This window comes from Leptospira ognonensis, from assembly GCF_004770745.1.
GTDB lineage: Bacteria > Spirochaetota > Leptospiria > Leptospirales > Leptospiraceae > Leptospira_A > Leptospira_A ognonensis.
In genome coordinates this window covers 191,451-206,774 of record NZ_RQGD01000034.1, presented here as the reverse complement: position 1 = coordinate 206,774, position 15,324 = coordinate 191,451, and the positions used below count along the sequence as shown (strand labels likewise).

Below are 15,324 nucleotides of genomic sequence, written 5' to 3'. Positions count from 1 at the left end.
TCGGAGCTACTGGGAAAACCTTGCTCAATTTTTACAATTTTTGTATGCGTTCGAGAGCAGAAATCACGTCTTCTCGTTTTCCGAAGGCGGAAAGCCGAAAATATCCCTCACCAGCGGGCCCAAACCCTGATCCGGGAGTTCCTACGACCTGCGCATTGGTAAGCAAATGATCGAAAAATTCCCACGATTTCATACCCTTAGCAGTTTTTAGCCATATGTAGGGAGCGTTGGTTCCGCCAAAGATCGTGTACCCTGCTTTACCGAGACCTTCTCTGATCAACTTCGCATTTTGCATATAGTATGCGATCTGTTCGCCGATCTCTTTTTGACCTTGGTGCGAAAATACTGCCTCAGCACCTTTCTGTGTGATGTAGGAAACCCCATTGAACTTGGTTGTATGTCTGCGTGCCCAAAGGGAATTGAAACTCACCTCTTCCCCTTTTGAAGTTTTGCCTTTTAATTCTTTCGGAATGACAAGGTAAGCACATCGTGTTCCCGTAAAACCAGCAGTCTTAGAAAAAGAGCGAAATTCCATCGCCACTTCTTTAGCGCCAGGAATTTCATAGATCGATTTTGGAATTTCTGGATCTTGGATGAAGGATTCGTAAGCTGAATCAAAAAGGATGATACTCCCGGATTTTTTGGCAAAACTTACCCATTCGGCAAGGCGCGATTTGGAAGCTACCATGCCAGTAGGATTGTTCGGATAACAGAGATAAATAATGTCAGCTTTCTCTTTCGGAAAATCAGGCTCAAAATTGTTGGCTTCGGTCGCTGGCATATAAACAATATTTTCATATCGTCCATTGGCATCAACTTCCCCTGTTCGTCCTGCCATGACATTCGTATCAACATACACTGGATAAACGGGATCAACAACAGCAATCTTTGAATCTAAAGAGAAAATTTCTTGGATGTTACCGCAATCGCATTTAGATCCGTCGGAAACAAATACTTCGTCTTCATCGATTTTTACTCCACGTTTAGTGTAATCATGTTCTATGATTTTCTGAATTAAGAATCCGTATCCTTGCTCAGGTCCGTATCCATGGAAACCGGCTGGACTTCCCATTTCTTTTGCCGCATCGACCATCGCATTTACGATGCTTGGTGCAAGAGGAAGAGTCACATCTCCAATTCCTAGACGTATGATTTTTTCTGAAGGATGTGCTTCCGAATAAGCCTTTACGCGACGACCAATCTCAGGAAAAAGATAGCCCGCTTTTAATTTTAAATAATGTTCATTGATTCCCGTCATCATTTTCCTCTTTTTTATCTTCGATTAATTTTCGAGAACGAAACCCGTCATTATACCCATGTTCGTATAACACGTCTTCTTCGCCCCAAGTCCAACAATAATATCCATTTCCGTGATCAAAATCCACAAGCCAAAGGCCCTTCACGTCCATACCCAATGCTAATATTTCATTGGACCATCTCTGAACTAGAGAGGAGATCTTATCTTCCTTTTCTTCCAATATATTTTCTGGATATACTTTCGTCCGAATCTCGCTCGCTAGGAGACTCGATTCTTTGTAATATTCGCTAGTAATTTCTTTAACAAGAGGAAGCACTTCCCTAGCCTCACCGAGAGACCAAATTTTTTTATCCATGCGCATCTTCTTTTCCGCCAAATTCCACACCCAGGCTCAGGCATAATAAGGCCATTCTTACGACGACACCATACTTCGCCTGCCTAAAGTAGGCGGCATTCGGAAGGTCATCTACATCTGTCGAGAGTTCATTGACCCGAGGGAGGGGATGAAGGATGGTCGTGTTTTTTTTGGAAGCGAGCACAAGCTCCTTGTTAACCTTGTAAATGTCTTTTAACTTTTCATATTCTTTATGATCTGGAAATCTTTCTTCTTGGATTCGAGTGACGTATGCAACATCAGAATCCCAGACAGCCTTAATATCCGTAGTTTCCTCCCAAGTCATAGGAAACCCGTTTATATTTTTTTTGTACGATTCAGGCAGTCTTAGCTCTTCTGGTGAGATGAGGTAGAGATGAACCTTGTAATGTCTGAGCAAATTGATCAGGGAATGGATGGTCCTGCCATATTTCAAATCTCCGATGAAGGCAATGCTCAAATCCTCAAAGCTTCCCTTTTCGGAAATGATGGTATATAAATCAAGGAGTGCTTGTGTAGGATGTTGGCCAGCTCCATCGCCGGCATTGATGACGGGTATAGAAACAGCCCCTGCCGCGATGCGGGAACTACCTTCCACAGGGTGACGGATCACGGCAATATCCGCGTATGCTTCGATCATTTTCATGGTGTCGTAAAGAGTTTCGCCCTTTGAAATCGAAGAAAACTGAAATCCCACAGTGGAGACCAACCTCCCACCTAACCTTTCCATGGCGGCCTCGAAAGACAACCTCGTTCGGGTGGAAGCCTCGAAAAAAAGCGAGGCGAGAAGTTTTCCTTTCAATATACCGAACGCTTTTCCCGATTCGTGGAGATCGTGCATGATTCTTGTTTTTCCAATGAGGAAATCTAGGTCTTCTTTGGAAAATTGGAGGGTGTCTAGGATGTTGCGATGGGAGTATGAATACATAAGGCCGAAATCTATTACCAAGGGTTTTTGGTATCGAATAAATCGAAAACAAAATTTTAATGGTTCTTATGTCAGAATCAATTTTAGCAAAAATCGCAGAGATGGATTTGGTCACGCAACACCTGGTCCAACCAGACGATCTAAATTACCATAACAACCTTTTTGGTGGGAAAATGCTTTCTTGGATCGATGAAGGGATGGCCATGTTCGTCATGACCAAAATACAATACACAAATATTGTCACGATTTCTATGGACAATGTCGTATTCCGCTCACCTGCCAGAGCAGGCGACATCATTCAAATCTATGGGAAAGTCTTAAAACTCGGAAAATCATCGATTACGAGTAAAACTCTTGCGATCACAAACAATCCTGAAACTCGGAAATTGTCTGAAGTCATCGAAAGTGAAATCACCTATGTTTGTTTAGGTGAAAATGGCAAGCCCTACCCACATTTTCGGAAATTTACCCTTCCCACTTAGGAAAAAGGGAAGCATCGATACCTAATAGATTAAAAATTCTTCCCGCGATAAAATCTCCAAGATCATCCAATGTTTTTGGCATCTGGTAAAAACCTGGAGAAGCAGGAAGGATGATTCCGCCTGCTTCATCTAACGATAATAAGTTACGTAGGTGGATTCGGTTGTATGGAGTTTCTCGTGGTACGACGATCAGGCGCCTTCTTTCTTTTAAACTGACGTCAGCTGCTCTTTCTATTAAATTTTCAGTCAGTCCCGCCGTAATGGAGGCAACTGTCTTCATGCTACAAGGAACAACCACCATCGCATCCCAGGTATTCGATCCACTGGCAATGTCGGCTCCGATATCATGAAAATTTCGGATATGGAATTGATGTTCTGTACCCAAACCAAATTTGGATCGAATGAATTCTAAGATCTCTTCAGGTTTAGAAACCTTTGTTTCATATTCCTCTGAAAAAATACGGAGTGAAGGAGGACTCACTATTAGGTAGGTTTCTCCGGGAAGATGTGAAAGCGCTTTCAAAAATCGAGCTGCGTATATCGAACCACTAGCACCCGCTAAACCGACGACTAGTTTCAACGGAGGCTAATACCAGAGGATAATTTTAAGAGTAAATCACCCCATTTATCGATAAGGATGGCTAAAAACAATACAACACTAATATAAGAATTTACTTGGTAAAATTCTATGGGCAATTCACCCGATTCATGTTTCCAAGACAATTGGTGCTCATAGACAACAAGGAAGGCAATAAAACTCAAGATAATAAAAAAGGCAAATCCTAGACCGGCATACCGACCCGCCACAACAAATACCGAGATCGAGATGAGATGCAAAATAATAGCAATGATGCGTGCATTTCGTTCGCCAAGCCTTGAGGGAATGGAATGAAGGTTTTCTTTTTGATCGAAGCTGATATCCTGGATGGCATAAAGTACGTCAAAGGCTGCAATATGGAAAAGTAGCCCTATCGAAAAGAAAATAGGCACAAGGCTCATGGATTCCGTGATCGCAATCCATGCACCCAGAGGAGCGAGCGCCAAAGATACTCCAAGGACAATATGGCAAAACAAGGTAAACCTTTTCGTTAACGAGTAAAGAAAGAGAACAAAGAGTGCGGGAAAGGATAATAGAAATGCAATTTTATTTACGAAAAAACTCGATAGGATAAAAATAAACGAGGAAAGACCAATAAAAACGAGAGCAGAGATTTTCGAGATTTTGCCAGCTGGTATTTCCCTTTTTTCGGTTCTCGGATTTTTTTCATCAATCTCGGCATCCACATAACGATTGAATCCCATGGCGGCACTTCTGGCGCTAAACATACATAAGATCGATAATAATCCAATCCGAATCAGATCGTTCATTTCAAGTGGTGATTCAAGATAAGCGAGCACAAAGGAAATGCCTGCGAAAGGCAGTGCGAAGAGCGTATGTGAGAATTTGATCATTTTACCATAGAGGATGAGATTTCGAAAGATTTTCATTTCTTTAAGGCTATCCTATGATTAGACAGAATCTGACTTTTTTGGTTCATGAAACTTGACATTTATCCGTTCTTTAAAGAAGGAATCTTTAGTATGAAAACGATCTTCTTTGCCATCATCTTTTTGTTTATCTCCAGCTCCCTTTTATCGCATGCAAGTGAAAAGGATCGACCGATCAAAATCTTTTTTCACTGCGGAAAAAATGCAATCACAAAGATGGATTCCGAGGGTCGCGGCGGCTTTGGTAGCTTACTATCACATGTGGAAGCAGAAAAACTCGATCATGAAAAGAAAAATGGAAGGGCTTATCTACTCTTTCCGTTTATCGAATTGAAAGATAAAAATTTAAATTCCTTTCCCTATGACGGATACCAAAAGGACAAAATGAACACAATCGAAATTGGTAACGTAAAACTTGGATTAGGTTTTTTATCATCATTTCAAGAATCTGAGGAAATTTACGATAAAGATGCATTTATTTATTTTACCTCTGAGGATGGAGAAAACAAAAAAGGAATCGTGAAACTTCCGAAGGATTCAAAATTGCCCTTCTTTCTTCTGACCGAACCAGATACACAAGCTAGTTTTAAATTTTTAGCAAATGTTCACGAAATTCATTGTCCGAATGATTTTGGAAAGATTGGCGTTTTGGATTTGTATTTTAGAAATCGGGACCTGATTCGCATCCATCATGAAGTTGTATCCATAAACCTTAGGGATAGAAATCGTTCGTGGAAGTTGAAACATAAAAACGTAGATGAGTCGGAGTTACCTGCTATGCAGGTGAGTAAGAAGGACAAACTTTTGCCAGAACGCAGGTCGAACACTCCGTTCGCCGGGCTTGGCAATTCGATCGACCGAGAAATATTAGGTACAACGAAAGATTTCGATAGTATTTCGGGGGGACAAGTTCCATAATCTCCCTTTCAATTTTTACTGGATCTGTTTGTTTCGTAAGTCCCAATCTTTTGGTCAGTCGTTTTACATGAGTGTCTACGACAAATCCTTCATTTACTCCATAAAGTTCATTTAACACAACATTAGCGGTCTTTCTACCAAACCCAGGAAGTTTGACGGCCTCCTGCATCGTATTCGGAATCACTCCTCCATAATCAGAAAGAACCATTTTTGCAAATCCTTGTATGCTTTTTGCTTTGTTATGATAAAAGCCTGTAGAAAAGATTAAGGATTCAATCTCTGATATTTTTGCCTGGGCAAAATCATTTAGGGTTGGGAAGGCTTTAAATAGAGCGGGAGTGACTTGGTTCACTCGCTCATCTGTGCACTGCGCCGAGAGAATAACAGCGATCGCCAGTTCATGTGGTGCTTGGAATGTAAGGGGGGTGTTTACCTCTCCAAACTTAGCATATAACAAATCATAAATGTTATGTGCTAATTTGGATTTAGGAGGTTTCCCGGTCTTTTTCAATGGAACCGGAAAAGTAAAAGTTTATGCTTGCGGAGCGATCGCTTTTGTAGGAGTGATACCAACATATTTTTTTGGCGCAATCGCACCGAGGTCACCACCATGGTCTTTGATCGCAACTTTCAGACCTTTTTTTCGAAGTGTTCTAAGTGCTCGCGTAGAAATTTTCACACGAACCCATCTGTTCTCATCTTCTAGGAATATTTTTTTAGTAACCACATTCACTTTCCAAATCCTACGATTCTTTTTGTGGGAGTGAGCAACGTTATTTCCCGCTGTCGTTCCTTTTCCTGTTACTACGCATGTTCTTGCCATATGATTTCCCTTGTTTCCGCTATGTTTTTGTACCTAATTTCTTGGTCAATTCCAAACGAATCTTTTCCTGGAAGTAAACAAAGGCTTCTTCTGGCGTGTCGGCAAAAGCAAAAAGATCTAAATCTTCACTGGAAATGAGACCATGGTCTGCCAGAGCTTGGAAATTGATCACCTCGTTCCAAAATTTGCGTCCATACAGTATGATAGGAATGCGAGACTTTTTCCCAGTTTGCACTAAGGTCAAAGTTTCGAACAGTTCATCGAAGGTACCAAAGCCCCCAGGAAAGGCGATCATCCCTCGGCACTTTTTCATAAACCAAAGCTTACGCATAAAAAAATAATGGAATTCAAAGCTCAGCTCTTCTGTCGCATATGGGTTCACGTGCTGTTCGTGCGGCAGTACGATATTCAAGGCAATCGACTTGCCATGGGACTCATGTGCTCCCCGATTACCAGCTTCCATAATTCCTGGTCCCCCACCCGTGCAAATATGAAGGCTACGACCGCTAAATTCTGAGGAAAAGGTTTTGCCCCATTCCGTAATCAGGGCAGAAAACTGGACCGCATCCTGATAATACGGCAGAAATTTCTCAATCCTTCCATTTTTACCAGAATGATCCCTAGCTATTTCCGGACTCGGAATGCGTGCCGAACCAAAGACAACGACAGTGTCTGTAATTTCTTTTTTTGCAAATTCTGCTTTGGGATGAAGGTATTCGGAAAGTATGCGCACGGGTCCTGCGTTATCTCCCCATAAAAAATCTCTGTTCTCAAACGATAAGTCTGTCATTCTGTTCTAATAGATCGACCAAGGTACGGGTCTTTAGCGATGAAATTCTTAATAAATCTTTTTAATTCCATTTTAAAGTCAGATATGTTTCTTTTTGATCGCCAGGCAAGGGTTAGCTTAAAGTTAATTGGAATCAATTTACAAGAAACCCAATTGAAAAAAAAATTAACCGAAGAGGAGTTAAAATTTCAAACGGAGGAACTCAAAAACTGTCTGAGCCTCGAATGGACGACGGAGCCTAGGCCTATCTTAAAGTCCAATCTGGAACTAAAGGCGACGTTCCATTTGAGTCCTACAGAAAGCCTCCTATCGAAGTTTTTTCCCGTCGTCTTAGAACGAAGGAAACGTAACGAGCTAGAAAATCGAATGATCCATTTTTTAGGGATTAAACCTAGGAATTTCGTGAGAGATGCTCCTGGGCATTTCCCTCTGTTTCGTTTTTTTTCCAATCCAAGATCGATTTTTATCAGTTCTGTCACATTCAAAAGAATCCATCTAACACCAAACGCAACCTTTGATTTAGGAGATCCCTCCTTCCAACTGCTATGGTTTGATGGTAAAATTGAATGTATTGTAAAATTATACCGTCTTCACCAAATTAAACATTTTGGGAAGAGTCGGATCTTTGAAAAACCTGCTCCTATAGTAGGAGAGTTATTCATTAAGGTAAAAGATAAATTCATAGAAAAAAGTTTTGGGGAAACACATTACGAGTTTCAGGGTCGTTTCCTTCCCATTAAAAAAGACCTGTATCTCTTAGAGTATTGGAAATTAAAACCGATTTGGAATCCCGATCTCCTAGCAATGATTTCAGAAAGAATGATGAATCATTTCCTTCTATTAGAAAATTCTGAATTGCTACAAGAAGAAAACTTGGAAAGGCAATTCCCAAGTTTTACGACGGATCAGATAAAAAATCTTAGCTCGGCTGACGACCTGGCTTCCATTTTTTCGCCTGATCATCCATAATGATGAATCTAGAATTCTTACCGATGAGCACTTCATTCAACTTTCTATCATGTAGAGCTCGGTAAACGGAAGTTCGACTCGTATTCTTTTTCTCAGCAAAATATTTTATCTCTAATAGATTTTTACTTACTTGTTTGCATGATTGAATGATGGAATCTGTCATAGTCAAATTATAGCCTCACTGAATTAGACAGTTTTAGCTTAGAATAATTCTAAAAACTCTCCAAACGGATAAAAAATTCAATTTTTTTGACTTCACCTGGTGGAAGCTTGTGAGAAAAATCATTACAAAAATGGAGGAAATTCCCTGTTGCAGTCATCGGTTCGATGGCAATGGATTTCCGATCGCTGGGGGTAAATATCTGATAAAAGTTACCTCCGCCAACAAGCACCCGGTCTTTTCGATTCATGGAAAAAAAACCAAAATAGGAATCTGTACCATCCGTCAGTCTAGCTTGGTATAAGGAATCGTAGCTCCGCCCCTCCAATTTTACTTCTTCCTCAAATCGAATTTCCTCACTGAGAATTTTCTCTGGGAGCAGATAATCCCCTAACTTAACTTCGTGAAAACCTGATCCAAATAGATAAAGGTCATCAATCGACGACTCATCTCCTAAGCGAAAATATGGATGGATCCCGAGTGCGAAAGAAAAATTTGAATCTGATTCGTTTTTCAATATATACTGAACTTTTAATTCACTATCGGTCAACACAAATCTTTCGGTTACATTGATCTTATGGAGCGTGGTGCCTTCCCATTCTGTGGGTAGAACGAAGGAAAAACTGACAGTGCTTTGGTTTTCGCCTATCGTTTCGTCTTTTAAGATTCGAGGTAAGTTATGATATAAACCGTGGAGGGGAATTCCATTACCATCCGTTAACCAGTGTGTGCTGGGATAAAAAGGCTCTCTTGCCCAAGGGTTAGGTTCCAAGCGGTTGACCCATGGAAACATCAAAAAGGATCCCGATGCAAAAAATGGATCAGGGGCCTTGTGACCAGAAATGACAGATATTTCCGCTCCATCTGCGGGAGATGCTAAAGAAAGCCCAAGCCACTGTCCACCACCAGCCGGATACACCTCAAAAGAGGCCCTCTTTGTTTTTAACTTGTACAATGACAATCCTCCAAAAATGATTGAATCCAATCTTTCCGATCTTAAAAAGGTTCTATGTCTTTACGGAAGTACTTTTTAACGCCCCTTACCCTCATTTTTACCAGTCTTTTTTTACACCATTGCATCTTTGCCAGTTTTCCTTCTTTTGGCGGACCAAGGCCAAATTTTGAAGAGAAGATCATTTCAGGCAAAGACAAAGATAAGATCTTAGTCATTCCCATAGAAGGCGTGATCTCCGATGAAAGTAGAGATACTTCTTTTTTCGGGAGTTCTGTGGAGTCTCCCGTTGCCCGCATTAAAGAGACTTTAAAATTTGCTGAAAAAGATCCGGATATCAAAGGTGTACTCTTAAAAATCAACTCACCTGGAGGAACCGTAACGGCAAGTGATATCATCTACCAAGAAATCCTTAGATTTAAGGCAAGAAAAAATATTCCCGTTTACTCTGCCTTTATGGATACAGCAGCCAGCGGTGCCTATTATATTGCCATGAGTTCTGATGTCATCGGTGCCCATCCAACAACTGTTACAGGTTCTGTAGGTGTAATCATGCAAGGATTCAATTTTAGAGAAGGGATGGAAAAGTTAGGAATCAAGGACCAATCTGTCACTTCCGGAGCAAACAAAGCCATCGGCTCACCATTTACAGAACAGACCCCCGAACAAAAAAAGATCCTTCAATCCATCATCGACAATCTTTTCGAACGTTTTTTCCAGGTGGTAAAAAAAGGAAGGCCTGGAGTGAGTGAGGCCAAACTCAAAGAACTTTGCGATGGAAGAATCTTTACCGCAGACCAAGCAAAAAAAGAAGGACTCATTGATTTTATCGGATATTTTGATGATATGCAACTTCATCTCATGTCCCATCCGAATTACACAGGAGAAAAACGAGGCAATCCAAGGCTCATCGTTTACCAAAGAGGGAGCGGTAGGATAGATAATATTTACCTAGCGAATGAAGCAGGAAACCGACCATCCATGTTAGGTGGATTTGAGAAACTTTTTAGTTCGTCTTCCAGCGCTCGATTTTTCTATCTTTGGGAGTTATAGGAATTCATGCTATTTAATTCGATTCCCTACTTAATTCTGTTTTTTTTCACATATATTCTCTATTGGAATATATCTCAAAAAGGCAGAAAGCCGTTACTGATCCTCTCCTCCCTTGTTTTTTACGCGTATTTCAGTTTTCCTTTTTTATTTCACTTCCTTGCCGTTATACTCGTAAATTATTTATTTAGCGAATGGATTTTTAAACGAAAAAACCAAGGTAAGTCGAACGATAAACTCTTAGCGTTCGTGGTGCTCTTAAACTTAATCAATTTAGGTTTCTTTAAATATTTTTATTTTGTCACCGGCACCCTCTATTCAGTGTTTGGTTGGCAAGAAGTAAAATCTTTTGCAACATCACTAAATATTTTTCTCCCGCTTGCTATCAGCTTTTACACCTTTCAAGTGATTGCCCTCCAAGTGGACATACACCGAGGGATCTTAAAAGAAAAAGTTAAGTTTGAAGACTACTTTCTCTTCATTTTATTTTTTCCACAACTGATCGCCGGACCCATCATGCGTTCGGACAATTTTATCCCCCAAATCGACCATCCAGAAATTGATGCCGATAGGATGAAAAAAGGGATTTTCCTGATCCTAGGGGGACTCTTTAAAAAAGTAGTCATAGCCGAGAATATTGCTCCTATCATTTCTCCTCTATACCTTGATCCTAGTAAGTTTGATAGCTTCTCCCTTTTCTTTGCAACGATGGCTTTTGGGATGCAGATCTATTGTGACTTTTCTGGGTATACGGATCTTGCACGAGGATCAGCAAACCTATTAGGTTACGAGATCCCTGAAAATTTCCAGGGACCCTTTCTGTCCCAAAGTTACCGCGAAATCTGGAGTCGTTGGCACATCACACTCTCCTCTTGGCTCCGAGATTATTTATACATTCCATTAGGTGGTAGCAAAGGGAGTGTCTTTCGATCCAATGTAAACATGTTTATCACGATGTGTCTTGGCGGCCTCTGGCATGGTGCCAATTGGGCTTTCGTTGCCTGGGGTGCCTATTTAGGTGCCTTTCTATGGATTGAACGTTCCATCTATCTCGCGCGCGGCAAAAAAAGATTATTACCGGATACATTTCCTTTTGTTGGCTTCATTCGTTTCCTTTTTGTCTACCTAACCTTTTCGTTTTCTGGAATCTTTTTCCGATCTGCAGCCAAGGGAGACGAATCTATGTCCACGGCTTACCAGATTTTTAAGGGAATCCTCACGTTTAAGGATGTAGGAGAAACCTTGGATCGAGTTGGTGAATTGCCTGTTTTTATTGCGCTTGGACTCTTTTTTAATTGGCTCCAATATTCTGATCTAGCTTATACAAAGTTAAAAAAATATCAGAATGTTTTACTTCCGATTTTCACCCTAGCCATCTTTTTGCTTTTAGGAATATTCGGAGACGGTGGCCAAGATTTTATTTATTTTCAATTTTAAAACTCTAAAGAATGCCACCATACTTCTGCTTGGTGGCATATCAATGTCCTGTGCTGATATGAGTTGGATACGGGTATTACCTACCGATTTGGATCCAACAAAGGCAGTGATACCCATTGGTCTCTACACTCGTCCTATCACCAACAAATCGGCCATGGGGGCCAAGGACCATGAATTAGAAATCTATGAATGGATCCACCTTACTTCCGATAAGCGATTTGTAAAAAAATACCTTTCAAAGGAGAAGCGTGAGGGAAAACAGTTTATCAAACAGAAATTGGGCCATGGCTTTTATGAAAAGAATGGTTCTTGGATTTTGCTCGGGACCGAAATCTTAAAGTCGAAAGATTGTGAAATTCCATCGACAATAAGCATCCCTTATCAATTCAAATCTGACCCATGTTTAGAAATCCCTTTCCGAGAAATGGAATTTAATCACAAACTACTCTATCACTATGACTCGAAGGATCTGTCGATCGCACATCTTCAGTATGAATCTGGCTATGAGGAAGCAAATTTTGGAATCGCCTGGGAAGTGAAAAAGGCTTATTTGGAAGATGTTTTGTTTAAAAAAATACGTGCGAAGTATGCTAAAAAAGAATTCCAACCTCACGTATATTACTACGGGAGGTTGGACTGATCCAGGGGAGAATCAAAATCGGGTAACCATCTCTAGAATAAGAATCCTTACTTCATTGCCACTTGCGCACAAACCTTTCCGTAAGTTATATGATCTGTCATTGCTTTTGCTTGGAATTTGTCTAAACCATGCTTTGCAAATTCAAGACTCGCATCTTTGGCAGCTACTGCTGCTTCGCAGATATAGCCCGCTTGGAACTGAGCACTTGACGATAGATAAAGAATAGAAGCATAACTTTTGTGGCTTTTTAGCCCAATGGATTCACGGATTTTAAGAGCTCGTTTATAATGCAAAGTAGCAAGATCAAACTCGCCCATAAGCTCTTCCCCAGATGCGATTCTGACCAATTCATTGGAAATCTCTGTGAGAGTAGCCTTGTCATAAGAGTTTACTAGAGTAGAAACTTCTTCTTCTTCTCTCATTTCCATTGCTGAAAGGGAAAAAGTGAGAGTGAGAAGTGCTAGAGTTGCGATTCGTTTCATATATCCTCCGAGAAGCTGAGCTTCTGGATGATATATTGCAATTAGCGTGCCAAGTTAAGTTGTGTTTAAAAGTGCTTTCCTGCCCCTTTCGAGAAGGTAGTTTGCTTAAATAACGACCAAGTGTACAGAATCTGCACAATTGGTCGCATAAATCATCGTTTTAATTCATCATCCGTGATTTCCAATTCGCGTTGGAGGAAATCTTTCAGGTCCATGGACCGAAAATGGTCTCGTTCCCCGTCACACTGACGGCTTCCTGGCACGGAAAGGGTGCGACCCGCAATCGTAATGGGTTTTAAGAATAAATTTCCAGTGAGCGGGCAATTCGGACCCGGAGTGAGCCCGTTAAAAGAGCAGGTGGCACCTTTCACGACATCTGCTGGTATTTCATCGGCTTTCCCGTTCGGGTAAAAACTCGGATAAGGACCGCCGTTATACCAGCGAGAGTACAATTTCCCCCAAATCGGTGCTGCCACTCCGGCGGCGGTGGTGCCTTGGCCAAGAGAAAGGGAGGATTTATCGAATCCCATCCATACAACGGTCGTGTACTTCGGATCGAACCCACAGTACCAAACATTCGTGTACGAAGAGGTGGATCCTGTCTTTCCTCCAGACTCACCTTTGTAATTTCCCTTGTCAGCATCCCGAAGTGCCGCTGTCGGCGTTCCTCCCGTAGCCACACCAATTAACATCTGCTTAATGATATAAGCGGTCGATTCCGGGATGACTTGGATCGACCCATTTTTTGCTTCTTCGGCAAGTTCTTCTTGCACTTGTTTTTCTCGATTGTAAATGACTGAACCACTTTGATTTAGAACATAACGAACGCTAAACGGAATCACATCTTTTCCTTTGTTCGCCATAATGGAATACGCGACTGCCATTTCATATGGCGTTAATTCTGCCACACCAAGCGCGAGTGCAGGACCTGTAGGAAATCTTGCTTTTCCTGTTTTTGTCACGCGAGAGGCAAAATCAATGACGGCATCCGTTCCCGTGCGCATGAGTACCTGAACGGATACGATATTTAAAGAAAGAGAAAGGGCGCGAGAGAGTGGCACCATACCACGAAAGTCACCTGAAATGTCCTGAGGGGAATACCCATCTCCCTCTTCGGTAAGGGTGGTTAATGGGGCATCCATGATACCTGTCCCCGAACCAACAGATCGGTTATTGATTGCGGCGGCATATACAATCGGTTTGAAAGCAGAGCCTGTTTGACGCCGTGCAGACATGGCACGATTGAACTGATTCTTTGGTGTAAAACGAGACCCACCAACCATAGTCTGTATGTATCCTGTTTGGTGGTCTATGGTAACGATAGCACCTTCAACATGTAAATTAGAGGAAAATACCAGTGAGGACCTACGGAATTCTTTGACGGCTGCATTTTCATTCTCAGAGGGAACAAATGCAGTGAGTAATTCAAGTGCAGGTGCCATTTCTTTTTCTAACTCGAGTCGGAATACCTGCCTGTCATCAAGGTTCGTAATAAAGGGAACACCAACAGGGAAAACCGATCCAAGTAAATTGTAAAGAGAAACAAGCGATCTATCGGCACGTCCCGCATAACGAAAATTAGCACCGAAAGCATATTTATCCTGAACAATGAGAGCATTTCTAAGTTCTTCTTCGGCAATTTCTTGTTTTCTCACATCAAGAGTCGTATAAACCCTCAATCCACCTGTGTAGACTGCCTCCTCACCTACTTCTTTCTCTAATATTTGTCTAACCCATTCTGTGAAATGCGGGGCGCGGTTCAGTTTTGCACCCCAGGTAGAGCGGGATGGTGACTGAGTGATGACAACAGGCCAGTAGCGATTCCAAAATTCTTCGTGGATAACTTTTACGTTTTCTTTAGGTACAAAACCGTTTTTTGCCATCAGACCAAGAACCATCAAATGGGCATTCTTTGCTTCCATGGGATTTTTAAACGGTGAGTAGTTTACAGGTGCCTTCGGCAAACGAGCGAGGAGTGCTGCCTCGGCAAGGTCTAGGTCCCGCACATCTTTTTGAAAGTAAACATTGGCAGCTGAAGAAAGACCAGTAGTTCCATGACCGAGATAAATCAAATTGAAATAGATTTCTAGAATTTCTTCTTTTGTGTATTCCTGTTCGATTTGTAGGGTGAGGAGCGCCTCTAAAAATTTTCGGGCGAAGGTCTTTTTTCGTTCTTGTAGGATTGTTTTCGCTAATTGTTGTGTGAGCGTAGACCCACCCTGCACAATTCTACCAGCTAACACGTTTTTAATGGCAGCTCTCGCAATGGCCATAAAATCAATGCCAAAGTGATTAAAAAAATTATCATCCTCTACGCTAAGGAATGCTTGGATCACATGAGGTGGGATGTCTTGGTATTTGAGAAGTTCTTGTTTATGTCGATAGAGTTCGGCAAAAAGGACGCCATTGGAATCATACAGTTTCGTAGGTGTCGTTGGTTGGTAGGAGGATAATTTTTGTAATTCTTTTCCTTGGTTTACTTCCGAGAGAATATAACCAAAAAACAATCCTCCAAGAAGAGAGGAAACGAATAAGGAATTTAAAGTGATTTTTAATATTTTTTCTGGGTTCATA

17 protein-coding genes are annotated in these 15,324 nt (G+C 41.3%); 5 read left to right on the top strand and 12 right to left on the bottom strand.

Translation table 11 applies throughout. The annotated features are described in order from the left end of the window. Positions 1-31 precede the first annotated feature (31 nt). From EHQ58_RS11430 to pyrB, 3 genes are read right to left on the bottom strand one after another with little or no spacing between them, the layout of a single operon-like run. A complete protein-coding gene (locus tag EHQ58_RS11430) occupies positions 32-1,258 on the bottom strand; it encodes an LL-diaminopimelate aminotransferase (RefSeq protein WP_135624020.1) in 1,227 nt (408 codons plus the stop codon). Next, on the bottom strand, positions 1,242-1,613 hold the full coding sequence (locus tag EHQ58_RS11425; RefSeq protein WP_135624019.1) for a DUF2203 domain-containing protein: 372 nt from the start codon (positions 1,611-1,613) through the stop codon (positions 1,242-1,244). The genes EHQ58_RS11430 and EHQ58_RS11425 overlap by 17 nt, the downstream gene beginning before the upstream one ends. Next, positions 1,606-2,559, bottom strand: coding sequence for an aspartate carbamoyltransferase (gene pyrB / locus EHQ58_RS11420; protein WP_135624018.1), 954 nt, complete (start codon positions 2,557-2,559; stop codon positions 1,606-1,608). The genes EHQ58_RS11425 and pyrB overlap by 8 nt, the downstream gene beginning before the upstream one ends. Positions 2,560-2,627: 68 nt before the next feature. Between pyrB and EHQ58_RS11415 the strand changes: the two genes are divergently transcribed. Further along, the gene (locus EHQ58_RS11415; RefSeq protein ID WP_167883614.1) at positions 2,628-3,041 is read left to right on the top strand and encodes an acyl-CoA thioesterase; all 414 of its coding nucleotides are present in this window, start codon (positions 2,628-2,630) and stop codon (positions 3,039-3,041) included. Here the strand turns inward: EHQ58_RS11415 and EHQ58_RS11410 are convergent. The 5 genes from EHQ58_RS11410 to EHQ58_RS11390 form a co-directional block, all read right to left on the bottom strand. Further along, positions 3,025-3,621: a UbiX family flavin prenyltransferase gene (locus EHQ58_RS11410; protein WP_135624017.1), complete on the bottom strand. Its 597-nt coding sequence runs from the start codon at positions 3,619-3,621 to the stop codon at positions 3,025-3,027. The two genes, EHQ58_RS11415 and EHQ58_RS11410, sit on opposite strands and share 17 nt — an antisense overlap. Continuing rightward, complete coding sequence (locus tag EHQ58_RS11405; protein WP_135624016.1) at positions 3,618-4,529, bottom strand: UbiA-like polyprenyltransferase; 912 nt, start codon at positions 4,527-4,529, stop codon at positions 3,618-3,620. Before EHQ58_RS11405 ends, EHQ58_RS11410 begins: the two co-directional genes overlap by 4 nt. A 775-nt stretch (positions 4,530-5,304) precedes the next feature. Further along, a complete protein-coding gene (nth, locus tag EHQ58_RS11400; protein WP_135624015.1) occupies positions 5,305-5,958 on the bottom strand; it encodes an endonuclease III in 654 nt (217 codons plus the stop codon). Between the two features lie 21 nt (positions 5,959-5,979). Further along, a complete protein-coding gene (gene rpmB / locus EHQ58_RS11395; RefSeq protein ID WP_135624014.1) occupies positions 5,980-6,270 on the bottom strand; it encodes a 50S ribosomal protein L28 in 291 nt (96 codons plus the stop codon). A 19-nt stretch (positions 6,271-6,289) separates the two neighbouring features. After that, complete coding sequence (locus EHQ58_RS11390; RefSeq protein ID WP_135624013.1) at positions 6,290-7,060, bottom strand: LOG family protein; 771 nt, start codon at positions 7,058-7,060, stop codon at positions 6,290-6,292. A 39-nt stretch (positions 7,061-7,099) separates the two neighbouring features. On the opposite strand from EHQ58_RS11390, the gene EHQ58_RS11385 reads away from it, so the two are divergent. Continuing rightward, positions 7,100-8,029, top strand: a complete 930-nt coding sequence (locus EHQ58_RS11385; RefSeq protein ID WP_135624012.1) for a hypothetical protein — start codon at positions 7,100-7,102, stop codon at positions 8,027-8,029. On the opposite strand, the gene EHQ58_RS11380 is transcribed toward EHQ58_RS11385, so the two are convergent. Together EHQ58_RS11380 and EHQ58_RS11375 are read right to left on the bottom strand one after the other, a co-directional pair. Then, positions 7,980-8,192, bottom strand: coding sequence for a hypothetical protein (locus tag EHQ58_RS11380; protein WP_135624011.1), 213 nt, complete (start codon positions 8,190-8,192; stop codon positions 7,980-7,982). The two genes, EHQ58_RS11385 and EHQ58_RS11380, sit on opposite strands and share 50 nt — an antisense overlap. Positions 8,193-8,241: 49 nt before the next feature. After that, positions 8,242-9,174 (bottom strand): aldose 1-epimerase, encoded by a 933-nt coding sequence (locus EHQ58_RS11375; RefSeq protein WP_246047335.1) that lies wholly within the window; start codon positions 9,172-9,174, stop codon positions 8,242-8,244. A gap of 24 nt (positions 9,175-9,198) precedes the next feature. Here EHQ58_RS11375 and sppA point away from each other — a divergent pair, with 24 nt between their 5' ends. The 3 genes from sppA to EHQ58_RS11360 are packed head-to-tail and all read left to right on the top strand — an operon-like array spanning position 9,199 to position 12,268. Next, entirely contained in the window at positions 9,199-10,194 is a 996-nt protein-coding gene (gene sppA / locus EHQ58_RS11370) for a signal peptide peptidase SppA (RefSeq protein ID WP_135624010.1), read from the top strand. A 6-nt stretch (positions 10,195-10,200) separates the two neighbouring features. Further along, the gene (locus tag EHQ58_RS11365) at positions 10,201-11,628 is read left to right on the top strand and encodes an MBOAT family O-acyltransferase (protein ID WP_135624009.1); all 1,428 of its coding nucleotides are present in this window, start codon (positions 10,201-10,203) and stop codon (positions 11,626-11,628) included. After that, on the top strand, positions 11,597-12,268 hold the full coding sequence (locus tag EHQ58_RS11360) for a hypothetical protein (RefSeq protein WP_135624008.1): 672 nt from the start codon (positions 11,597-11,599) through the stop codon (positions 12,266-12,268). The genes EHQ58_RS11365 and EHQ58_RS11360 overlap by 32 nt, the downstream gene beginning before the upstream one ends. 47 nt (positions 12,269-12,315) lie before the next feature. On the opposite strand, the gene EHQ58_RS11355 is transcribed toward EHQ58_RS11360, so the two are convergent. Together EHQ58_RS11355 and EHQ58_RS11350 are read right to left on the bottom strand one after the other, a co-directional pair. Next, on the bottom strand, positions 12,316-12,750 hold the full coding sequence (locus tag EHQ58_RS11355) for a tetratricopeptide repeat protein (protein ID WP_135624007.1): 435 nt from the start codon (positions 12,748-12,750) through the stop codon (positions 12,316-12,318). A gap of 152 nt (positions 12,751-12,902) precedes the next feature. Further along, positions 12,903-15,323: a penicillin-binding protein 1A gene (locus EHQ58_RS11350; protein WP_135624006.1), complete on the bottom strand. Its 2,421-nt coding sequence runs from the start codon at positions 15,321-15,323 to the stop codon at positions 12,903-12,905. Position 15,324: the final 1 nt, after the last annotated feature.

Coding starts and splice junctions, on each gene's coding strand:
- EHQ58_RS11405 (WP_135624016.1), bottom strand. CDS start 4,529: ATGAAAATCTTTCGAAATCTCATCCTCTATGGTAAAATGATCAAATTC.
- EHQ58_RS11380 (WP_135624011.1), bottom strand. CDS start 8,192: ATGACAGATTCCATCATTCAATCATGCAAACAAGTAAGTAAAAATCTA.
- rpmB (WP_135624014.1), bottom strand. CDS start 6,270: ATGGCAAGAACATGCGTAGTAACAGGAAAAGGAACGACAGCGGGAAAT.
- EHQ58_RS11425 (WP_135624019.1), bottom strand. CDS start 1,613: ATGGATAAAAAAATTTGGTCTCTCGGTGAGGCTAGGGAAGTGCTTCCT.
- EHQ58_RS11385 (WP_135624012.1), top strand. CDS start 7,100: ATGAAATTCTTAATAAATCTTTTTAATTCCATTTTAAAGTCAGATATG.
- EHQ58_RS11430 (WP_135624020.1), bottom strand. CDS start 1,258: ATGACGGGAATCAATGAACATTATTTAAAATTAAAAGCGGGCTATCTT.
- EHQ58_RS11415 (WP_167883614.1), top strand. CDS start 2,628: ATGTCAGAATCAATTTTAGCAAAAATCGCAGAGATGGATTTGGTCACG.
- EHQ58_RS11365 (WP_135624009.1), top strand. CDS start 10,201: ATGCTATTTAATTCGATTCCCTACTTAATTCTGTTTTTTTTCACATAT.
- EHQ58_RS11390 (WP_135624013.1), bottom strand. CDS start 7,060: ATGACAGACTTATCGTTTGAGAACAGAGATTTTTTATGGGGAGATAAC.
- EHQ58_RS11355 (WP_135624007.1), bottom strand. CDS start 12,750: ATGAAACGAATCGCAACTCTAGCACTTCTCACTCTCACTTTTTCCCTT.
- EHQ58_RS11350 (WP_135624006.1), bottom strand. CDS start 15,323: ATGAACCCAGAAAAAATATTAAAAATCACTTTAAATTCCTTATTCGTT.
- sppA (WP_135624010.1), top strand. CDS start 9,199: ATGTCTTTACGGAAGTACTTTTTAACGCCCCTTACCCTCATTTTTACC.
- pyrB (WP_135624018.1), bottom strand. CDS start 2,559: ATGTATTCATACTCCCATCGCAACATCCTAGACACCCTCCAATTTTCC.